This window comes from Kribbella capetownensis (assembly GCF_004331485.1).
Classification (GTDB): domain Bacteria; phylum Actinomycetota; class Actinomycetes; order Propionibacteriales; family Kribbellaceae; genus Kribbella; species Kribbella capetownensis.
Genome location: NZ_SJKD01000001.1, coordinates 1,471,330 through 1,486,615 on the forward strand (window position 1 = coordinate 1,471,330; position 15,286 = coordinate 1,486,615).

Sequence of the window (15,286 nt, forward strand, 5' to 3'; positions counted from 1 at the left end):
CGAGCTCGCCAAGTTCGCAACGGCACAGGTTGATGGCCACCGGAGAGAATCGCTGAGATCGCGATCTATTGCATACTCGCGGTCGACGAGGACAGTGTGGTGGCCCCACGCGGCTGAGACGTCAGGGTCGCATGATGCCGCAGAGGACTGACATTCCAAATGCGGGTTCCGTCTTCGGCTCCGGTCACCAGTGTCTGACCATCCGGAGACCAGGCCAGGGACCGTACTCGACCGGTGTGACCTCTGAGCGCGGTTGGCGTCTCGCTGCTGTGCAACTCCCAGATTCTCAGAGTCCCGTCGGCAGCGCCTATCGCCATCAATTCGCCATCAGGTGACCAGGCGATCGACTGCGCCTCACCTGCACGACCGTTCAGCTGAAACATCGGTGTGCCGTTGCCGATTCTCCACACGCGCACGGTCCCGTCACCGCCACCAGTGGCGAGGAACACACCACTCGGTGACCACGCCACCGAGTACACCTGGCCGGTGTGACCGCTCAACACAGTCGCGATCCGGCCACCGCCCATCCTCGAAATCTGAACTGTCTTATCGAGGGAGCCGGTGGCCAGGTGCGCGCCATCGGGAGACCATGCGATCGATGTGACCGATCGGGTATGTCCTTGCAGCACGATGCGAGGCGTGGGGGCAGTCGGGGGGAGGGAGTTGCCGACCTCCCAGATGCGCACGCTCATGTCCTCGGCCCCGGTAGCCAGCAGCGTGCCATCAGGCGACCACGCAATGGCAGTGACAAGTTCTGTGTGGCCCCTTAGCAGCGCTGGGGGTCTGTCGGCATCGACAGACCAGATCCGTAGTGACCCATTGGTGGAACCGGTTGCGAGTAGCCGCTGGTGTGGCGACCACGCCACTGCTGTGACCCCATCGCCAGGCCCCACTCGCACAGTCGCGGAGGTTGTCATGTTGCTGTTGTGAGAGGCGCTGGTTATGGAGCGATTCCGGCGGCCTGTGCGCGCTCGTCGGCGTATGCGCGGGCGTCTAGGGCGTCAAGGGCCGCGAGGCGCGCGTTCTGAACCATCCAGGCGGCGTAATCGATGGCGTCGAGAGCGTCCGCTTCCGCAAAGTCGGCCTCCCTGGCGGCGGCCTTCGCGTCGCGCTGGTCGTTGCGCTTGTCGATCTTTCCCTTGATGTCGTCCATCTTCGCCGAGGCGTCAGCCTTCATCTGCGCCCATTTGCTCTGCGTCTGCTCGGCGGTCTCATTCGCCTTCTGCCGGACATCCTTGCCGGCCAGATCGAGGTCGACCCGAGCCTGATCGATGCGCTGGCGCAGTTGGTCACGCGACTCGCTGGCCGCGCCCTTCACGGCCGACAACCCTTCAGCAGTGCGTTTCTCGAGGGCTTCGAACTGTGTGGCGAAGTCCATTTTCGTCCTCTCCTTCAACCGATTCTGGTGCGTGTGTCCAACAGATTCAGCCAACGCCTGAGAGCCGCTCGTGGCAATACCCAGCGAGCGATGGCTGACAGGGATCGGCTGTCTCATTCGGCATGCCGCTCGCGACGCCGCTTCCAGGTGTGGATCCAGTTGGTCGGGAGTCCTGGAGAGTCCGCCGGGCGCTTCCACGGCAGCCGCCAGCCTTTGAAGGGCAATCTGGGCGCGGGCGCCGGTGCGGGCACGGGGCGGTCGGCAAAGTCGCGTTCGATCGCCTGCGAGGCTTGGTCGGCGTCCAGGCCCGCGAAGATCAGGATGTCGGCGGCGACAGCGCGCACGGCAACGATCGCGGCCGCCAGTGTGGAGCGGTCCCCGGTTTCGGGGGCCCGCTCATCTGATCGGAGCCGTCGCCCCGCTTGGAGCACCGTCTCCACGGCCTGCTGCCGTACGTCGCGGTCGCCAGGACTGTGTGCCAGGCTGCGCACCTGCGCAGCAAACTCCCGGATTACCGGAGCCAAGAGGCGACGGTTGTGTTCTCCGGCGGCTGTTGTGGTTCTCAGCAGCATTAAGGCGCTGGCGCCGAGCAGGTCGAGTTGACCGGCGTTCTCGTTCTCCCGGACGACTGGTTCTCGCTGAGAGACCCAGACGGCCGAACGGCGTACCACTCGCTGGCTCGCGTCCCTGGCCCGTGCCAACTCCGCGAGCTTTGGGTGAAGATCCCGTAGGCTGTCGATCGCGCTGCCCGCGAGCTTCAGATCGTTGTCGTCGATCGCCCGTGCTGCCTGGTCGAACGCGGTCGCGATGTCGGCCAGCACGGTCGACTCGGCACGTCGCAGTAGGCGCACCGGCTCCGGGGTGAAGAGGATCTGGCTGAAGACCAGAGCGATGCCGCCGCCGATCAGCGCGTCGATCAGCCGATTGGGACCGGCGTGGTTGTCGCCGGTCGCTACGGTCAGGATCGAGGCGGACGCGGCCTGGGCGAGTACCAATGCAGTGCCACCGACCGCTCGAGCTGCGGCGAGGCTCACCAGGGTCCCCAGCAGCAGAGCCCATCCGGTCGTCCCCAGGATAGCAAGAGCGAGCTCACCAGTGATGATCCCGATGATCACGCCCTCCAGGAGTCGCAGCGCGTTGCTGCCGCGTTCGCCCAGCGGGGCGTTGAGCGCGACTACCGCGGCCATCGGAGCGAAGAACGCCTGGCGGTGGTCGATGAGATCGGCAGCGAGCAGCCATGCCACCGTTGCCGCCAGGGACTGCTGCAGAAGCATCCAGGCATCGGCGCGAACCAGGCCGGCGGCACGAGAGAAGGCGCGCTTTACCCCGGCTGCGATTTGCCTCATCGAAGCTTGTCTACGCGTCGTCACGTCTCGCGCTCTGCTACGCCGCCCTTCGGTTGCGGGATCTCGCGGGTCCGCGCGAACACCTGCTGTTCGGTGATCGTCCGCTGTCGACGGCCACGCCCGAGGAAGGCGATGGTCCAGTTGGCCAGCGCCGACACGCGGTTCTTGAATCCGGTCAGGAATGTGAGATGTACAACGAGCCACATCAGCCAGCCGACGAGTCCCGTGATGTGCACGCGTCCGATTGAGACGACCGCTTTGAACCGTGCGATGGTGGCCATCGTTCCCAGGTCGATGTAGCGGAACGGACGCTCGGTGGTGTCGCCGTCGAGCCGACGGGCGATCGTTCGTGCGGCGTGGTGGCCGGACTGCATCGCGACCTCGGCAAGGCCGGGGAGGCGGTTGAGGCTCATTAGATCTCCGACCACGAACACCTCCGGGTGTCCGGGCAGTGTGCAGTCGTGCTGGACTGAGATCCGTCCGGCACGATCGACGGGCGCACCGCTTTGATCGCCGAGGCTCGCGCCGAGCGGTGACGCTTGCACCCCGGCCGCCCAGATCTTCGTATGGGCGTCGATGCGATCGGTCGAGCCGTCCTTGCGTTTGACATGGAGGCCGGTGGCGTCGACCCCGGTGACCATGGCCCCGAGCTGCACCTCGACCCCGAGCGCCTCCAGATCCCTGTGCGCGCGCCGCTGGAGCGGCTTGGCGAACGGCGGCAGCACGGTGTCGGCGGCGTCGAGTACGATGATGCGCGCAGAGCGTGGATCGAAGGCCCGGTAGTTGGCCCTGAGTGCGCGGCGGGACAGCTCGGCGATCTGGCCGGCGAGCTCCACACCGGTCGGACCTGCGCCAACCACGACGAAGGTCAACCACGCATCCCGCTCAGCCGCCTCGCAGTCGAGCTCGGCCATCTCGAACGCGCCGAAGATGCGTCCGCGCAACTCGAGCGCGTCGTCGATGGTCTTCATGCCTGGCGCGTGGACCGCGAACTCGTCATGGCCGAAATACGACTGTGCTGCACCCGCAGCGACGATCAAGCTGTCATACGGAAGTCGCATCGCCCCGCCGAGAGTGTCAAGCTCTACCTCGCGCGTGGCAAGGTCGACGTGCACCACTTCGCCGAAGAGCACGCGCGCGTTGTCCTGCTTGCGCAGCACGTCGCGGATCGGCGGCGCGATGTCACCCTCGGAGAGCACGCCGGTCGCCACCTGGTAAAGCAGCGGCTGGAACAGGTGGTAGTTGACCCGGTCTACGACCGTGACGTCGACCTGGACACGCCGTAATGCACGCACGGCGAACAGCCCTCCGAAGCCGGCGCCGACGATGACCACGCGGTGCCTGAGCGCGTGGGCGTTCGGGGCGTTGCGGCTCATTTCTTCGCGCTCGCCGTCGGCGTTTCGGCGTACTTGTAGAAGCCCTCGCCGGAAGCCTCGCCGAGCCTGCCCTTGTCGAGGTACTCCTCCTTGACGACCTTGGCGATGGCCTGCATCTGCTCGTTGCCGGAGCGGGCGTAGATGTCGTAGACCGTCTTCAGTCCAACCCTGTCGAGGTTCTGGAAGGGACCCTCGGTGGCGCTCTTGTCGATGCGCCAGACGTTGTCGATCATCTGGGGGTCGGCCACGCCGTCGACGTACAGCTTCAAGGCGGCCGTGAACCATGGGATGGAGAGCGTGTTGATGACGTAGCCCGACTGTTCCTTCTTGAGCTCGATCGGCACCATGCCGATGCGTCTCGCAAAGGTGACGATCGTCTGGTAGACCGCCGGGTCGGTGCCGGGATGGCCCATGATCTCCGCGGTGTTGTGGACCCAGATCTCGTTCGCGAAGTGCAGCGAGAGGAATCGGTCCGGCCTGCCCGTGGCGTCAGCCAGGTCGCTTGGGAGCAGTGTCGAGGTGTTGGAGGCGAAGATTGTGCTGTCCGGCGCGACCTTGGCGAGCTTGGTGTACACGTCGCGCTTGAGGTCCAGGAGCTCGGGCACGGACTCGATCACCAGATCTGTGTTCTGCACGGCGTCGCGGAGATCCGAGGAGTAGCGCATGAGCTTCAGCGCAGCCTGGGCGGGGCCGCCGGCTGCTCCGTCGACCTCTTTCTCGTAGCGCGCAGCCAGTCCCTCGAAGCGCGTCTTCGCGGATTCGAGGATCTCGTCACTGATGTCGTACGCGGTGACCGGGAGCCCCGCGTAGGCGATCTGGTAGGCGATCTGTGAGCCGAGGACACCGGTTCCGAGCACGGCCACTGCATTGATGTCGGTCATGTCGTGATTCTCCTTGCGGGGCTGATTCGGGTGGCGATCTCAGGACAGGCCGACACCCCAGGTGGTCGTTGTGGATTCGCCGGGCTCGAGGCGGATCAAGCCGTCGCCACTGCCGAATGCGTTGGGGGCGCCGGTCATCGGTTCGGTGCCCAGTCCGCGGCGTGCTCGGGCGGGAGCCAGGGTGTCGCCGGTGTACGTTTCGACGAAAGGACAGGTCTCGTCGACCCACAGTTCGACACACGCTCCGTCGGGACCCCACAGTCGCGTCCAGGCTCGCCCTGCGGGGTCGCGAACCAAGTCCGTGAAGGCGTAGTCGATCCGGGTGGTGCCGAGCCGGTGCGGCTGCAGAAAGTCGTACTCGGTCCCGTGGACCGGCTCGCGGCCCATGGGTAGCTGGCGTTCGGCGTCGGTAAGGACTCGGGTACGGCCGGCCAGTTGAAGCCCGCACTCATCGATCAGTCCACGCCCCGGAGACAGGTACGGATGCTGACCGTACCCGTAGGGGCACGACCGGTCGCCGATGTTGGCGGCCGTTGCCGTGACCGTGAGCCCGTGCGGCCCGAGTTGGTAGCTGACACGTACGTCGAGCGGGAACGGGAAACCGTCGAGGGGGAACAGGCGTGCGGCCATGATCACGTGCTCGTCGTCTCGTTCCACAGCTGTCCACGGTCGCCAACGGAGAAAGCCGTGGATGGCGTTGCCCTTCTCTGGCTCGGTCAACGGCACCTGGTACTCGATGCCGTCGAAGGTGTAGCGGCCGTCGGCGAGCCGGTTCGGCCACGGGGCAAGCGGCGCTCCGTGAGCACCGTCGCAGATTTGCTCGGCGGGATAGGGGTCGATAACCGGACGTCCGTCGACCTCGTACTCGCGCAACCCACCACCGACCTCGACGATCGTCGCGCGCTGCGAGCCGGATGTGATCTCGTACTGCTCGCCGGACGGCAGGACCGTCGTCGAGTGCATCGTCGTCTTCGCAGACATCAGGTCGTCCCGGGGCCGGGCGCCGGCGCCTTGCCGGGCAGGGGCCAGCCGTCCGGGCCTGAACTGCCGGCTGGGTACTCCTGCAGGGGTACGTCGTTGTTTCGCCAGGCGCTCAGTACCGGTTCGATGATCCGCCAGCAGTCGACGGCCATGTCGCCGCGTACCGAGAGGATCGGGTCGGCGTCGAACGTGCTCTTGAGGACTTCGCCGTATTCGTGCAGCTTGCCCGGCCCGAGGTCGGTTCCGAGTGTCACCGGGTCGATGACCTTGGGGTCGCCGGGGCCGTTGACGTTGAGGTCGATGCTCATTTTCCCAGCGTCGAGGGCAATGCCGATGTGCAGCCGGTCGGGCTGCTCGGCGCCGGTAAAGCCGATCGGAATGTGCCGCGGGTTCTTGAAGGTGATCACGACCTCCTGGCGCGGGTGGCTTAGCGCCTTGCCCGAGCGGAGCCGAAACGGGACGCCGGCCCAGCGCCAGGTGTCGATCGCCAGGACGACCTCGGCCAATGTCTCGGTGGTGCTGTCGGCCGGAATCCCAGCCTCGTCGGCGTACGACGGGAATTGCCGTCCGTCGACCTGGCCCTCGGTGTACCGGGCGCGATAGCTGGAGGCGGCGGGGTTGTCGTTCCAGACCCTGGTGGCGCGGAGTACGGCTGCCCTGGCGTCGCGGACGTCGACAGCCTCGATCGTGCTCGGTGGCTCCATCGCGACCAGCGACATCACCTGCAGTAGGTGGCTTTGGATCATGTCGACCAACGCGCCGGCGCGGTCGTAGAAGCCGGCACGGCCCTCCAGCCCGAGGGTCTCGTCGAACACGATGTCCACGCTCTCTACGTTGTCGCCGCTGAACAACGGCTCGAACATGCGGTTGGCGAACCGCACGCCGGCGATGTTGAGCACCGTCGACATGCCCAGGAAGTGGTCCACCCGATGTACCTGCTCCTCGGGTACCAGCTGGGCCACGAGCCGGTTGAGCGCTTCGGCGCTGGCAGCGTCGGTGCCGAACGGCTTCTCGAACACCAGCCTTGTCCCGGTCGGCAGTTCAACTGCGGTCAGGGCTTGGCATGCACGTTCGGTGATCGCGGGCGGCAGTGCGAAGTAGATGACAACGCGACCGTCGCACGCATCGAGCAGCCGCTTCCAATCGCCGTCGGCGGTGACGTCTGCCTGTACGTACCGGGTGGACTCCGCGATGGCGTCTGCTTTGGCGCCGCTCGCGCCCGCGGCCGCGAACGACTCTGTTACCTGCGCACGCCAGCGTGCGTCGTCCCAGTCCTTCATGTCGCTTCCGACCAGCCCGATGCTCTCGCCGTCCCAACTGGTCAGGAGCGCTCCCAGGCCGGGGAGCAAGAGGCGCGCGGACAGGTCACCGCTCGCGCCGAGGATCAGGAGTGTTTGGTTGAATTGAGATGCCATGACGGCGCTCCCTGATGGGTTGTGGGGTGAAGTCGCGGTACGTGCGCTCAGGCGTGTGCGGCGTCGTGCTTCCAGCGGGCCTGCAGGTCGGCGTCGATGGCGATGAAGTCGCGATCTTTCGTCTCCGGCACGTAGCGAGCGACGAACCACACGCCGATCGCGCAGACGATCGCGAACAGCCAGAACGTCTGGCCCTGCCCGATCGCGCTGACAAGCGGCAGGAACGCCAGCGACACGACGAGATTGGCGGTCCAGTTCACGGTCGAGCCGGCGCCGACACCGGCGGCGCGATCCTGCCTCGGGAAGATCTCGCCGAGCAGAACCCAGAAGACCGGTCCCATGCCGATTGCGAAGGCCACGATGTACAGGAGAATGAAGACCAGGATGAGCACCGGAGGCCACCCGGCGACGAACGCGAATCCGAGCCCGACCAGGGAGACGAGCATCCCGGTGAGCGAGACGAGCAGCAACGGGCGACGCCCGACCCGGTCGACGAGCCGCAAGGAGATGATCGTCGTCACGAGATTGATGACGCCGATGATGACCGAGTAGAGGATCGAGTTGGATGCGGACAGCCCGGACTTCTGCATGATCGTGGGGGCGTAGTAGACGATCGTGTTGATGCCGGCGAACTGCTGCAGTACCGCCAGAGTCAAACCCACGACGACAGCGGCCCGCAGCCGAGGTGCCGTCAGAACGCGCGCGCCCTTGCGGTCGGATGTCTGCTCGGCCTCTGCGTGCTCGCGCTCTTTCCCCTCGCGCTTGTAGCGGTCGATCGTCTGGTTCGCCGCGTCGTCGCCCGCCACCGAGGCGATCAACGATCTCGTCTGCTCCACCTTCCCGTGGTTCATCAGCCAGGCCGGCGACTCCGGTAGCCACAGCGAGCCCAGCGCGAGCCCGACGGCTGGAATCAGACCTACGGCGAACATCGCCCGCCAGTTTTCTGAGCTCGCGAAGGCCAGATCCACCAGGTACGAGACCAGCAGGCCGACCGTGATCAGCAGTTGGTTGAGGGTCAGGACGCGGCCACGGATCTGTGCAGGCGAGATCTCGGACAGGTAGGTGGGGACGAGGGCGGACACGCCGCCGACTCCGAGGCCCATGATCACCCGGCCGATCAGCAACATCGGGTAACTGCCTGCCAGCGCTGCGATCGCGATCCCGGCGGCGAAGACGAGAGCGACCAGGCACAGTGTCTTCTTCCGCCCGAGGCGATCCGCGACGCGGCCGACGAGCGGCGCTCCGACGATCGCGCCGAACAGCAGCACACTGACCACGGCGCCCTGCTCGAAGGCGTTCAGCGAGAAGTCTTCCTTGATGAAGAGCAACGCGCCCGAGACGACTCCCGTGTCGTACCCGAACAAGAAGCTGCCGATCGCGATGACCAATCCAAAGCGTCCGACCTTGCGGAGCGCCTGGTGGGAGAATTCGGCCAGCGGAGTGTCCGCGGTCGGTGTCGCCGGAATTCCTGTGGGCATGTCCAGCTCCTCGTGGAGACCCGGTGCCCAGCAGGTCAGGCGACGACGCTCGAACCGAATCCCCCTGGCCGCTGTTGCGGCGCTGGCCAACCCGGATGCACCCTGCCGGACGTTGGAAGTAAGCCCGCGCCACCTACGCAGCGGATCCCGGGGCGTTTGGGGTCGTGGGCATGAAGAGCAACTAGCTCGTCAACCTAGCACCAGCCGCGGGAGTGGCGAAAGAACTCGGCCCGAGGATCCCCGCGTCAACCACGACGGCTGGACATATTCTGCGGTGATGGAGCGCAATGATGAGTCAGGGTTCAGCCGCGCGGACGCCGAGCGGTTGCTTGCCAGTGGCAGCTTCTTCTGGATCGACCTTCACCAGCCGACGCCCGAGGACTTCGGGGTGCTGCGCGACGTCTTCCGTTTCCACCCTCTTGCGATCGAGGATTCCGAGCAGTTCGGCCAGCGCCCGAAGATCGAGGAGTACGACGACTTCGTCTTTCTCGTTCTGTACGGCGCGTTGCCGGACGACGATCGCCTGGCCGAGGTGCACTGCTTCTACTCCGAGCGCTTCCTGATCACCGCGCACCGGGACGCGGTCCCAGCGTTGACCGACGTACGCCGCCACTACGAGGCTCGCACGAAGTCGATCGAGGACCCCGTCTGGCTCGCCCATCGGCTTGTCGACGCTCTGGTCGACAGTTTCTTCACCATCCTCGTGGGCCTCGATGACCGCATCGACGACCTCGAGGACGAAGTCTTCCTCGAGGTCAGCGAGGCACAGCTCCACGAAATCTCCGCGACGAAGCACACCCTCGTCAGGATACGCAAGGTTGTAGCGTCGCAGCGGGACGTGTTCGCGAGCCTGATGAGCGGTGTTGTCGTATTGCCCGGGATGACGCACGAAGCCGAACGGTACTTCCGTGACACTTACGATCACTTGATCCGGATCGGTGACCTGATCGACACGTATCGCGAGCTGCTCACAGCGTCGATGGACGTCTTCCTTTCGACCGTTTCGAACCGGCAGAACGCCGTGATGAAACAGCTCACGATCATCTCGACGGTCTTCCTGCCGCTCACCTTCATCAGCGGCTTCTTCGGTCAGAACTTCGGGTGGATGGTCGATCACATCGGCGGCATGCCGGCCTTCGCCGCCCTGGGGATCGGTCTGGAACTCGCCGCCGTCGCGCTGCTGGTCGCCTTCTTCAAGCGGCGCAGCTGGTTTTGAGCCTGGTCGGTTTCAGCCGTACTTCACCACCGAGTGACCGATTCACGCCGCTGCGGTGACGGCCGCCGGGCGTTGTACGCCGAATTCTCCTGGGTACTCGCCTTCTCTCGTGGAGAGGAGTAGGCACGGTGAGAGGGGGGTTCGTGGACCGGGTGAGCGCGAAGGGCCAGCAGGACGACGGGCGCAGTCAGGCGACCGGCCGCCTCGTCGTCGTGCTGGTCGCGGGCGCTGCCAACCTTCTTGTCGGCGCGGCCAAGGCTGTCGTCGGAGTGATCAGTGGCTCGGCCGCGTTGCAGGCCGAAGCTGCACACTCGGTCGCCGACACGGTGACTGAGGTCTTCCTGTTTATCGCGGCGCGCCGGGGGGCCCGCGGCCCGGACTCGAGACATCCGTTCGGGTACGGCCGGGAGACTTATCTGTGGGCGTTCCTGGCCGCCCTAGCGACGTTCGTCGCCGGCGCCGGCTTCTCCATCGCTCGGGGTATCGAGACACTGTTCCGCGGCGAGCCGCCCGACGACACCAGCATGTGGGTTGTCTATGGGGTGCTGGCCTTCGCGTTCGTGGTGGAGGGGGGCTCCCTGGCCCGCGGGGTGCGCGAGGCGCGGCACACCGCGGCGGCACTCAGTTTGCCGCCGCTGGACTACCTCGAAGACACTACCGATACTCCGGTCAAAGCGGTGATCTTCGAGGACACTGCCGCCTTGATCGGTCTCGTCCTCGCTGCTGTCGGCGTCAGTCTGCGGCACCTGACCGGGCAAACCGCGTGGGACGGGCTGGCATCGATCGCCATCGGCGCGCTGCTCGTCGTCACGGCCGCCACCCTGGCGCGTGCCAACCTGTCCCTGCTTGTCGGCCAGACCGTTCGCCCGGAATTGCAGGCGGCCTTGCGGGGCAGTCTGGAATCCCTGCCTGGCGTGGTCAGTGTTCCGGTCTTCGTCGCCGTGGTGATCGGGCCCGGAAGTCTCATGATTGCGGCCAAGGTCCACTTCGAGAGTGCTAGTACGGCGACCGACATCGAGCGAGCCGCGGACGAAGCGGAACGCCGCTTGCGGGCGCTGTCACCGGGCGTTCGCTACGTCTTCCTCGATCCCACGCCGTCGGTGCCGGAGCAGGCCGGGCCACCGGGGCGTACGCTCGCCACTGACGACGAGGAGGCGTGATGACTTCAGACCCGGGATCTGAGCACCTCACCAGCCACCACCGCGCGACGCTGCGCAAAATCTTCCAGCACCCTGTGAGCCACAACATCGAGTGGCACGACGTGGTGTCGTTGCTCGAGGCCGTGGGCACAGTGGAGCGCCATCAGGACGGCAAGGTCGAGGTCACGGTCGGTACCGAGACCGGTTTCTTCGACCTCCCCTCAGACAAGGACACGGACATCGATGCGGTGGTCGGGCTGCGCCGCTTGCTGGCGGCCGCCGGCTACTCGGAAGGCACAGCGTCGAACTGATCCCAGTCGCGGCCGGGCAGAAGGCGCTGGCGGTCAGACGAATGCGGAGAGGCCGGTGATCGAGCGGCCGACGATGAGCGTGTTCATCTCACGGGTACCTTCGTAGGAGTAGATCGCTTCGGCGTCGGCGACGTAGCGGCCGACGTTGTGTTCGAGGAGGATGCCGTTGCCGCCGAGAAGTTCGCGGGCGTAGCCGACGGTTTCGCGCATGCGGACGGTGCAGAACGCCTTGGCGAGTGACGCGTGTTCGTCGTACGCGAGGCCGGCGTCCTGGAGCTGGGAGAGGCGCGCGCACAAGGTGGCGGATGCGGTGGTGTTGGCGAGCATGCGGACCAGCAGGTCCTGGACCAGCTGGAAGCCGGCGATCGGCCGGCCGAACTGTTCGCGCTCCTTGGCGTACGCGAGCGCGTGCCGGTAGGCACCCCGGGCGCATCCGACCGCCATCCACGCCACCCCTGCCCGCGTCATCAGCAGCACCTTCGCGGTGTCGCGGAACGAGTTCGCGCCAGCCAGTTTGTTCTTCGCCGGAATCTTCACATCGTCCAGGGTGATCAGCGCGTTCTGGACGACGCGCAGCGCCATCTTGTCTTCGAGTTTGCTGGTCGTGAACCCCGGTGTGTCCTTCTCGACCACGAAGCCTTTGACCTGTTCGTCCTCGACGTCGCGGGCCCAGATCACGGTGAGGTCGGCGAAGGTCGCGTTGCCGATCCACTTCTTCTGGCCGTCGAGGATCCACTCGTCACCGACCCGGCGGGCCGTCGTCTGTAGACCCCGGGAGGCGCCGGAGCCGACGCGGGGCTCGGTGAGGCCGAAGGCGCCGATCGTCTCGAGCCGGGCCATCTGCGGCAACCAGCGTTGCTTTTGTTCCTCGGAGCCGCAGAGATAGATCGAACCCATCGCCAGTCCGCCGTGCACCCCGTTGAAAGTGGCGATGGACGGGTCGGCCGTGGCCAGTTCCATCGCGACCATGCCGTCGGTCAGGAAGCTGCGACCTGGGCAACCGTAGCCGGTGTACGGCATACCAGTGATGCCGAGGTCGCGTAGTCCTGGGAGCAGCTCGAACGGGAACGTGGCCCGGGTCCAGTGCTCGTTGATGATCGGTGCCACCTGCTTGTCGCCGAAGTCGCGGACGGCGTGCAGCAGCTCACGGTCGCGGTCTTCGAGCAGCGTCTCCAAGCCATAGAAGTCGATCGGGTCAGTGGTCATGGCGGGTTCCTCAACGCGACAGGTATTCAGTGATGACCGGCACCAGGTTTGGTGCCTCGGTGACGAGCTCGACGTGCCCGCCGTGGTAGAGGTGCAGCTCGGCGTGCCGGATCAGGGTGGCCAGGATGCGGGCGTTCGCGATCGGGATGATCGGGTCGTCATCCCCGCTCAGCACCAGTGTCGGCTGCTGGATGAGGCCGAGGAAGGGCAGGCTTGTCCAGGCGGCTCCGGCCATGAGTTGGAAGAGGTATCCGCGCCGTGACCCGGCGTACGCCTGGTTCTTGAACATCGTGCGGATGTCGGTCGCGTGCCGGCGGGCGCTGCCGCCGTACAGGAATCCCGCCACGCCTGCGGCGTACTCCGGGTCGCGGAAGCGTCGTGGCGTCACCATCCTGACCAGGGTGGCCGGGCGGCCGGGCACCATCAGCATGCCGGTGGCGGTGCTGACCAGGACGAGCCGCCGTACCCGCCGCCGGTGCTGTACGGCGAGCTGCTGAGCCAAGGCACCGCCCCAGGACAGGCCGAGCACGTCGACCTCGTCGTACCCGAGCTGCCGGAGCATCCGTTCGACGATCCAGGCCAGTATCGGGAAGGGGTACGGCAGCAGCCCGACCGGTGACCCGCCCACCCCGGGAACGTCGAAGCGGATCACTTCCCGGTCGGGATCCATTGCGTCGATCACGGTTTGCAACACCTCGAACGCGGCGCCGATGCCACAGCACAGCAGCAACGGCGTCTTGCGACGGTTGCCTGGCCGGATGTCGTACCGGATGCGTTGGCCGGCAACGGTCAGGCTGTGCAGGTGCTCGGTGCGCACATCGGCTCCTCTCGCGGCGTGTGTCGGATGCAGTCAGGTGTGCAGGACATAGCTGCCGGGGGCGGGTTCCAGAGGTTCCATTCCGGCACCGCCCAGCGTTGCCGGCGCGGCTTTGAGCTTTCCACCGCGCGCTTTTAACCATGCGACGTAGTCCGGCCACCAGGAACCCTCCATTGTGCTTGCCGTCAGCAACCATTCGTCGGGATCCGGCGGGTTGTCGGTGTTGACCTGGAAGGTTGCCTTGGGATTGCCGGGTGGGTTGACCATCGACGCGATGTGGCCGCTCGTGGACAGCACGAACCGGCTGTCACCGCCGAGCAGTTGGGTGCTGCGGTAGCAGGCCTGCCAGGGGCAGATGTGGTCGGAGATCCCGGCGATCACGTATGACGGAGTGGTGACCTTGCCGAGATCGATCACCGTACCCAGCATGGTGACCGAGCCTGGTCGGGTGAGACCGTTCGACATTCCCAGCTCGACGAAGCCGCGGTGCAGGGCAGCGGTCATCCGGGTGGTGTCGGCGTTCCAGAACAACACGTCGAACGGGGCCGGCGACCGGCCCTGGAGGTAGTTGTTGACCCAGTAATTCCAGATCAGGTCGACCGGCCGCAGCCAGGCGAACACCTCAGCCAGGGCGCGACCGTCGAGGTAACCCCTGGATGCGGACGAGGCGATCGCCGCGGCGGCGACGCGCTCGTCGATCACCGCGGAGACGAGGCCGGCCCGGCTCTGGTCCAGCACGCTCACCGCCAGGGTCAGACCCGCGACCCGGTCCAGGTCTCCGCGATCGGCCAGGTGCGACATCACCATCGAGGCGAGGACGCCGCCGGAACAGGTGGCGAACAGGTTCGTGGTGTCGCTGCGGCAGATCCGCTGCACGGCATCCATCGCGTCGATGATCGCCTGGCCGTAGGTGTCCATCCCCCAGTCGCGGTGGCGGGCGTCAGGGTTGCGCCAGGAGATCGTGAATACCTGCTGGCCTTGCTGGAGGAAGTACTCGACCAGGCTGCGCCCGGGGGCGATGTCGACCACGTAGTACTTGTTGATCACGGGCGGCACGATCAGCAACGGCACGGTGTGGACCTGCGCTGACTGCGGTGTGTACTGGATCAGTTCGAACACCTCGGTCCGGTACACGACCGCGCCCGGCGTCGCGGCTACTGTCTCGCCGACAGTGAACGCTGTCGGCTCGATCATCCTCGGCACCCGCGGCGGCGTGGAGAGGTCCCGCACCAGGTTGCGGATGCCCGCGACAGAACTCAGGCCGGCGCTGTCGATCAGGGCCTTCCACGCCACCGGGCTGATCAGGGCGTTGTTGCTCGGGGCAAGCGCTCCGATCAGGTTGTCGACCACGAACGTCATCCGCTCGGTGTCGCGCCAGTCGAGTCGCGCGTCCCGGGGCAGTGCGCCGGCGATCTCCTCGGCGGCCAGATAGGCCTGCACCAGCCGCCGTAAGAGAGGGTTCTGAGTCCAGGCCGGGTCCGCGAACCGGCGGTCCCGCTTGGACGGCGATCGCCCGGAGTGCCCGGTCACGATCCGGGCGAGCTCGGTGGTCAGGTCGACGCTGCGCCGTGCGACGGTTCCCGGCCGGGCGGCCAGCCCTGTCGCCATCCGAGTCCACGAACTGGTAGGCAGGAACCGGCGCAGCGACCCGGTCGCGGCGGTGGTGAGCAGGAAGTCGAGTGGCTCGGCGAGCAGGTCGGCCCGCTCTGGGTGGGTGGTCATGACACATTCCTTCCGGTACG

Annotated in this window: 14 protein-coding genes; 3 read left to right on the top strand and 11 right to left on the bottom strand. The window is 66.3% G+C overall.

Features of this window, described 5'->3' with window-relative positions:
• Positions 1 to 65: 65 nt before the first annotated feature.
• From E0H75_RS44940 to E0H75_RS07300, 8 genes are all read right to left on the bottom strand, one after another.
• Positions 66 to 917, bottom strand: a complete 852-nt coding sequence (locus E0H75_RS44940) for a WD40 repeat domain-containing protein (protein WP_131512402.1) — start codon at positions 915 to 917, stop codon at positions 66 to 68.
• 23 nt (positions 918 to 940) lie between these two features.
• Positions 941 to 1,378 (bottom strand): hypothetical protein, encoded by a 438-nt coding sequence (locus E0H75_RS07270; RefSeq protein WP_131512403.1) that lies wholly within the window; start codon positions 1,376 to 1,378, stop codon positions 941 to 943.
• Positions 1,379 to 1,491: 113 nt separating this feature from the next.
• On the bottom strand, positions 1,492 to 2,724 hold the full coding sequence (locus tag E0H75_RS07275) for an FUSC family protein (protein ID WP_131512404.1): 1,233 nt from the start codon (positions 2,722 to 2,724) through the stop codon (positions 1,492 to 1,494).
• A 20-nt stretch (positions 2,725 to 2,744) separates the two neighbouring features.
• Positions 2,745 to 4,100 carry an NAD(P)/FAD-dependent oxidoreductase gene (locus tag E0H75_RS07280; protein ID WP_131512405.1) on the bottom strand — a complete coding sequence of 452 codons (1,356 nt, stop codon included), beginning with the start codon at positions 4,098 to 4,100 and terminating at the stop codon, positions 2,745 to 2,747.
• Positions 4,097 to 4,981, bottom strand: coding sequence for a 3-hydroxyacyl-CoA dehydrogenase (locus E0H75_RS07285; protein WP_131512406.1), 885 nt, complete (start codon positions 4,979 to 4,981; stop codon positions 4,097 to 4,099). Before E0H75_RS07285 ends, E0H75_RS07280 begins: the two co-directional genes overlap by 4 nt.
• A gap of 39 nt (positions 4,982 to 5,020) precedes the next feature.
• A complete protein-coding gene (locus E0H75_RS07290) occupies positions 5,021 to 5,962 on the bottom strand; it encodes an aldose 1-epimerase family protein (RefSeq protein WP_202872849.1) in 942 nt (313 codons plus the stop codon).
• Positions 5,962 to 7,377, bottom strand: a complete 1,416-nt coding sequence (locus E0H75_RS07295) for a glucose-6-phosphate dehydrogenase (RefSeq protein ID WP_131512407.1) — start codon at positions 7,375 to 7,377, stop codon at positions 5,962 to 5,964. Before E0H75_RS07295 ends, E0H75_RS07290 begins: the two co-directional genes overlap by 1 nt.
• Before the next feature lie 47 nt (positions 7,378 to 7,424).
• Complete coding sequence (locus E0H75_RS07300) at positions 7,425 to 8,855, bottom strand: sugar porter family MFS transporter (RefSeq protein ID WP_131512408.1); 1,431 nt, start codon at positions 8,853 to 8,855, stop codon at positions 7,425 to 7,427.
• A gap of 277 nt (positions 8,856 to 9,132) precedes the next feature.
• On the opposite strand from E0H75_RS07300, the gene corA reads away from it, so the two are divergent.
• The 3 genes from corA to E0H75_RS07315 all read left to right on the top strand — a co-directional run bounded on the left by corA (position 9,133) and on the right by E0H75_RS07315 (position 11,521).
• On the top strand, positions 9,133 to 10,071 hold the full coding sequence (gene corA / locus E0H75_RS07305; RefSeq protein ID WP_165553499.1) for a magnesium/cobalt transporter CorA: 939 nt from the start codon (positions 9,133 to 9,135) through the stop codon (positions 10,069 to 10,071).
• 128 nt (positions 10,072 to 10,199) lie between these two features.
• Positions 10,200 to 11,231 (top strand): cation diffusion facilitator family transporter, encoded by a 1,032-nt coding sequence (locus tag E0H75_RS07310; protein WP_202872850.1) that lies wholly within the window; start codon positions 10,200 to 10,202, stop codon positions 11,229 to 11,231.
• A complete protein-coding gene (locus E0H75_RS07315; protein WP_131512410.1) occupies positions 11,231 to 11,521 on the top strand; it encodes a hypothetical protein in 291 nt (96 codons plus the stop codon). The genes E0H75_RS07310 and E0H75_RS07315 overlap by 1 nt, the downstream gene beginning before the upstream one ends.
• Before the next feature lie 33 nt (positions 11,522 to 11,554).
• On the opposite strand, the gene E0H75_RS07320 is transcribed toward E0H75_RS07315, so the two are convergent.
• From E0H75_RS07320 to E0H75_RS07330, 3 genes are read right to left on the bottom strand one after another with little or no spacing between them, the layout of a single operon-like run.
• Entirely contained in the window at positions 11,555 to 12,727 is a 1,173-nt protein-coding gene (locus E0H75_RS07320; RefSeq protein WP_131512411.1) for an acyl-CoA dehydrogenase family protein, read from the bottom strand.
• 10 nt (positions 12,728 to 12,737) lie between these two features.
• The gene (gene phaZ / locus E0H75_RS07325; RefSeq protein ID WP_202872851.1) at positions 12,738 to 13,544 is read right to left on the bottom strand and encodes a poly(3-hydroxyalkanoate) depolymerase; all 807 of its coding nucleotides are present in this window, start codon (positions 13,542 to 13,544) and stop codon (positions 12,738 to 12,740) included.
• A gap of 33 nt (positions 13,545 to 13,577) precedes the next feature.
• The gene (locus E0H75_RS07330; protein ID WP_131512412.1) at positions 13,578 to 15,266 is read right to left on the bottom strand and encodes a PHA/PHB synthase family protein; all 1,689 of its coding nucleotides are present in this window, start codon (positions 15,264 to 15,266) and stop codon (positions 13,578 to 13,580) included.
• Between the last annotated feature and the right edge of the window lie 20 nt (positions 15,267 to 15,286).

What these genes read in the sequence shown, in the direction of transcription:
- corA (WP_165553499.1), top strand. Translation starts at nt 9,133, where the DNA reads ATGGAGCGCAATGATGAGTCAGGGTTCAGCCGCGCGGACGCCGAGCGG.
- E0H75_RS44940 (WP_131512402.1), bottom strand. Translation starts at nt 917, where the DNA reads ATGACAACCTCCGCGACTGTGCGAGTGGGGCCTGGCGATGGGGTCACA.
- E0H75_RS07285 (WP_131512406.1), bottom strand. Translation starts at nt 4,981, where the DNA reads ATGACCGACATCAATGCAGTGGCCGTGCTCGGAACCGGTGTCCTCGGC.
- E0H75_RS07295 (WP_131512407.1), bottom strand. Translation starts at nt 7,377, where the DNA reads ATGGCATCTCAATTCAACCAAACACTCCTGATCCTCGGCGCGAGCGGT.
- E0H75_RS07270 (WP_131512403.1), bottom strand. Translation starts at nt 1,378, where the DNA reads ATGGACTTCGCCACACAGTTCGAAGCCCTCGAGAAACGCACTGCTGAA.
- E0H75_RS07315 (WP_131512410.1), top strand. Translation starts at nt 11,231, where the DNA reads ATGACTTCAGACCCGGGATCTGAGCACCTCACCAGCCACCACCGCGCG.
- E0H75_RS07290 (WP_202872849.1), bottom strand. Translation starts at nt 5,962, where the DNA reads ATGTCTGCGAAGACGACGATGCACTCGACGACGGTCCTGCCGTCCGGC.
- E0H75_RS07320 (WP_131512411.1), bottom strand. Translation starts at nt 12,727, where the DNA reads ATGACCACTGACCCGATCGACTTCTATGGCTTGGAGACGCTGCTCGAA.
- E0H75_RS07330 (WP_131512412.1), bottom strand. Translation starts at nt 15,266, where the DNA reads ATGACCACCCACCCAGAGCGGGCCGACCTGCTCGCCGAGCCACTCGAC.
- E0H75_RS07280 (WP_131512405.1), bottom strand. Translation starts at nt 4,100, where the DNA reads ATGAGCCGCAACGCCCCGAACGCCCACGCGCTCAGGCACCGCGTGGTC.
- E0H75_RS07275 (WP_131512404.1), bottom strand. Translation starts at nt 2,724, where the DNA reads ATGAGGCAAATCGCAGCCGGGGTAAAGCGCGCCTTCTCTCGTGCCGCC.
- E0H75_RS07300 (WP_131512408.1), bottom strand. Translation starts at nt 8,855, where the DNA reads ATGCCCACAGGAATTCCGGCGACACCGACCGCGGACACTCCGCTGGCC.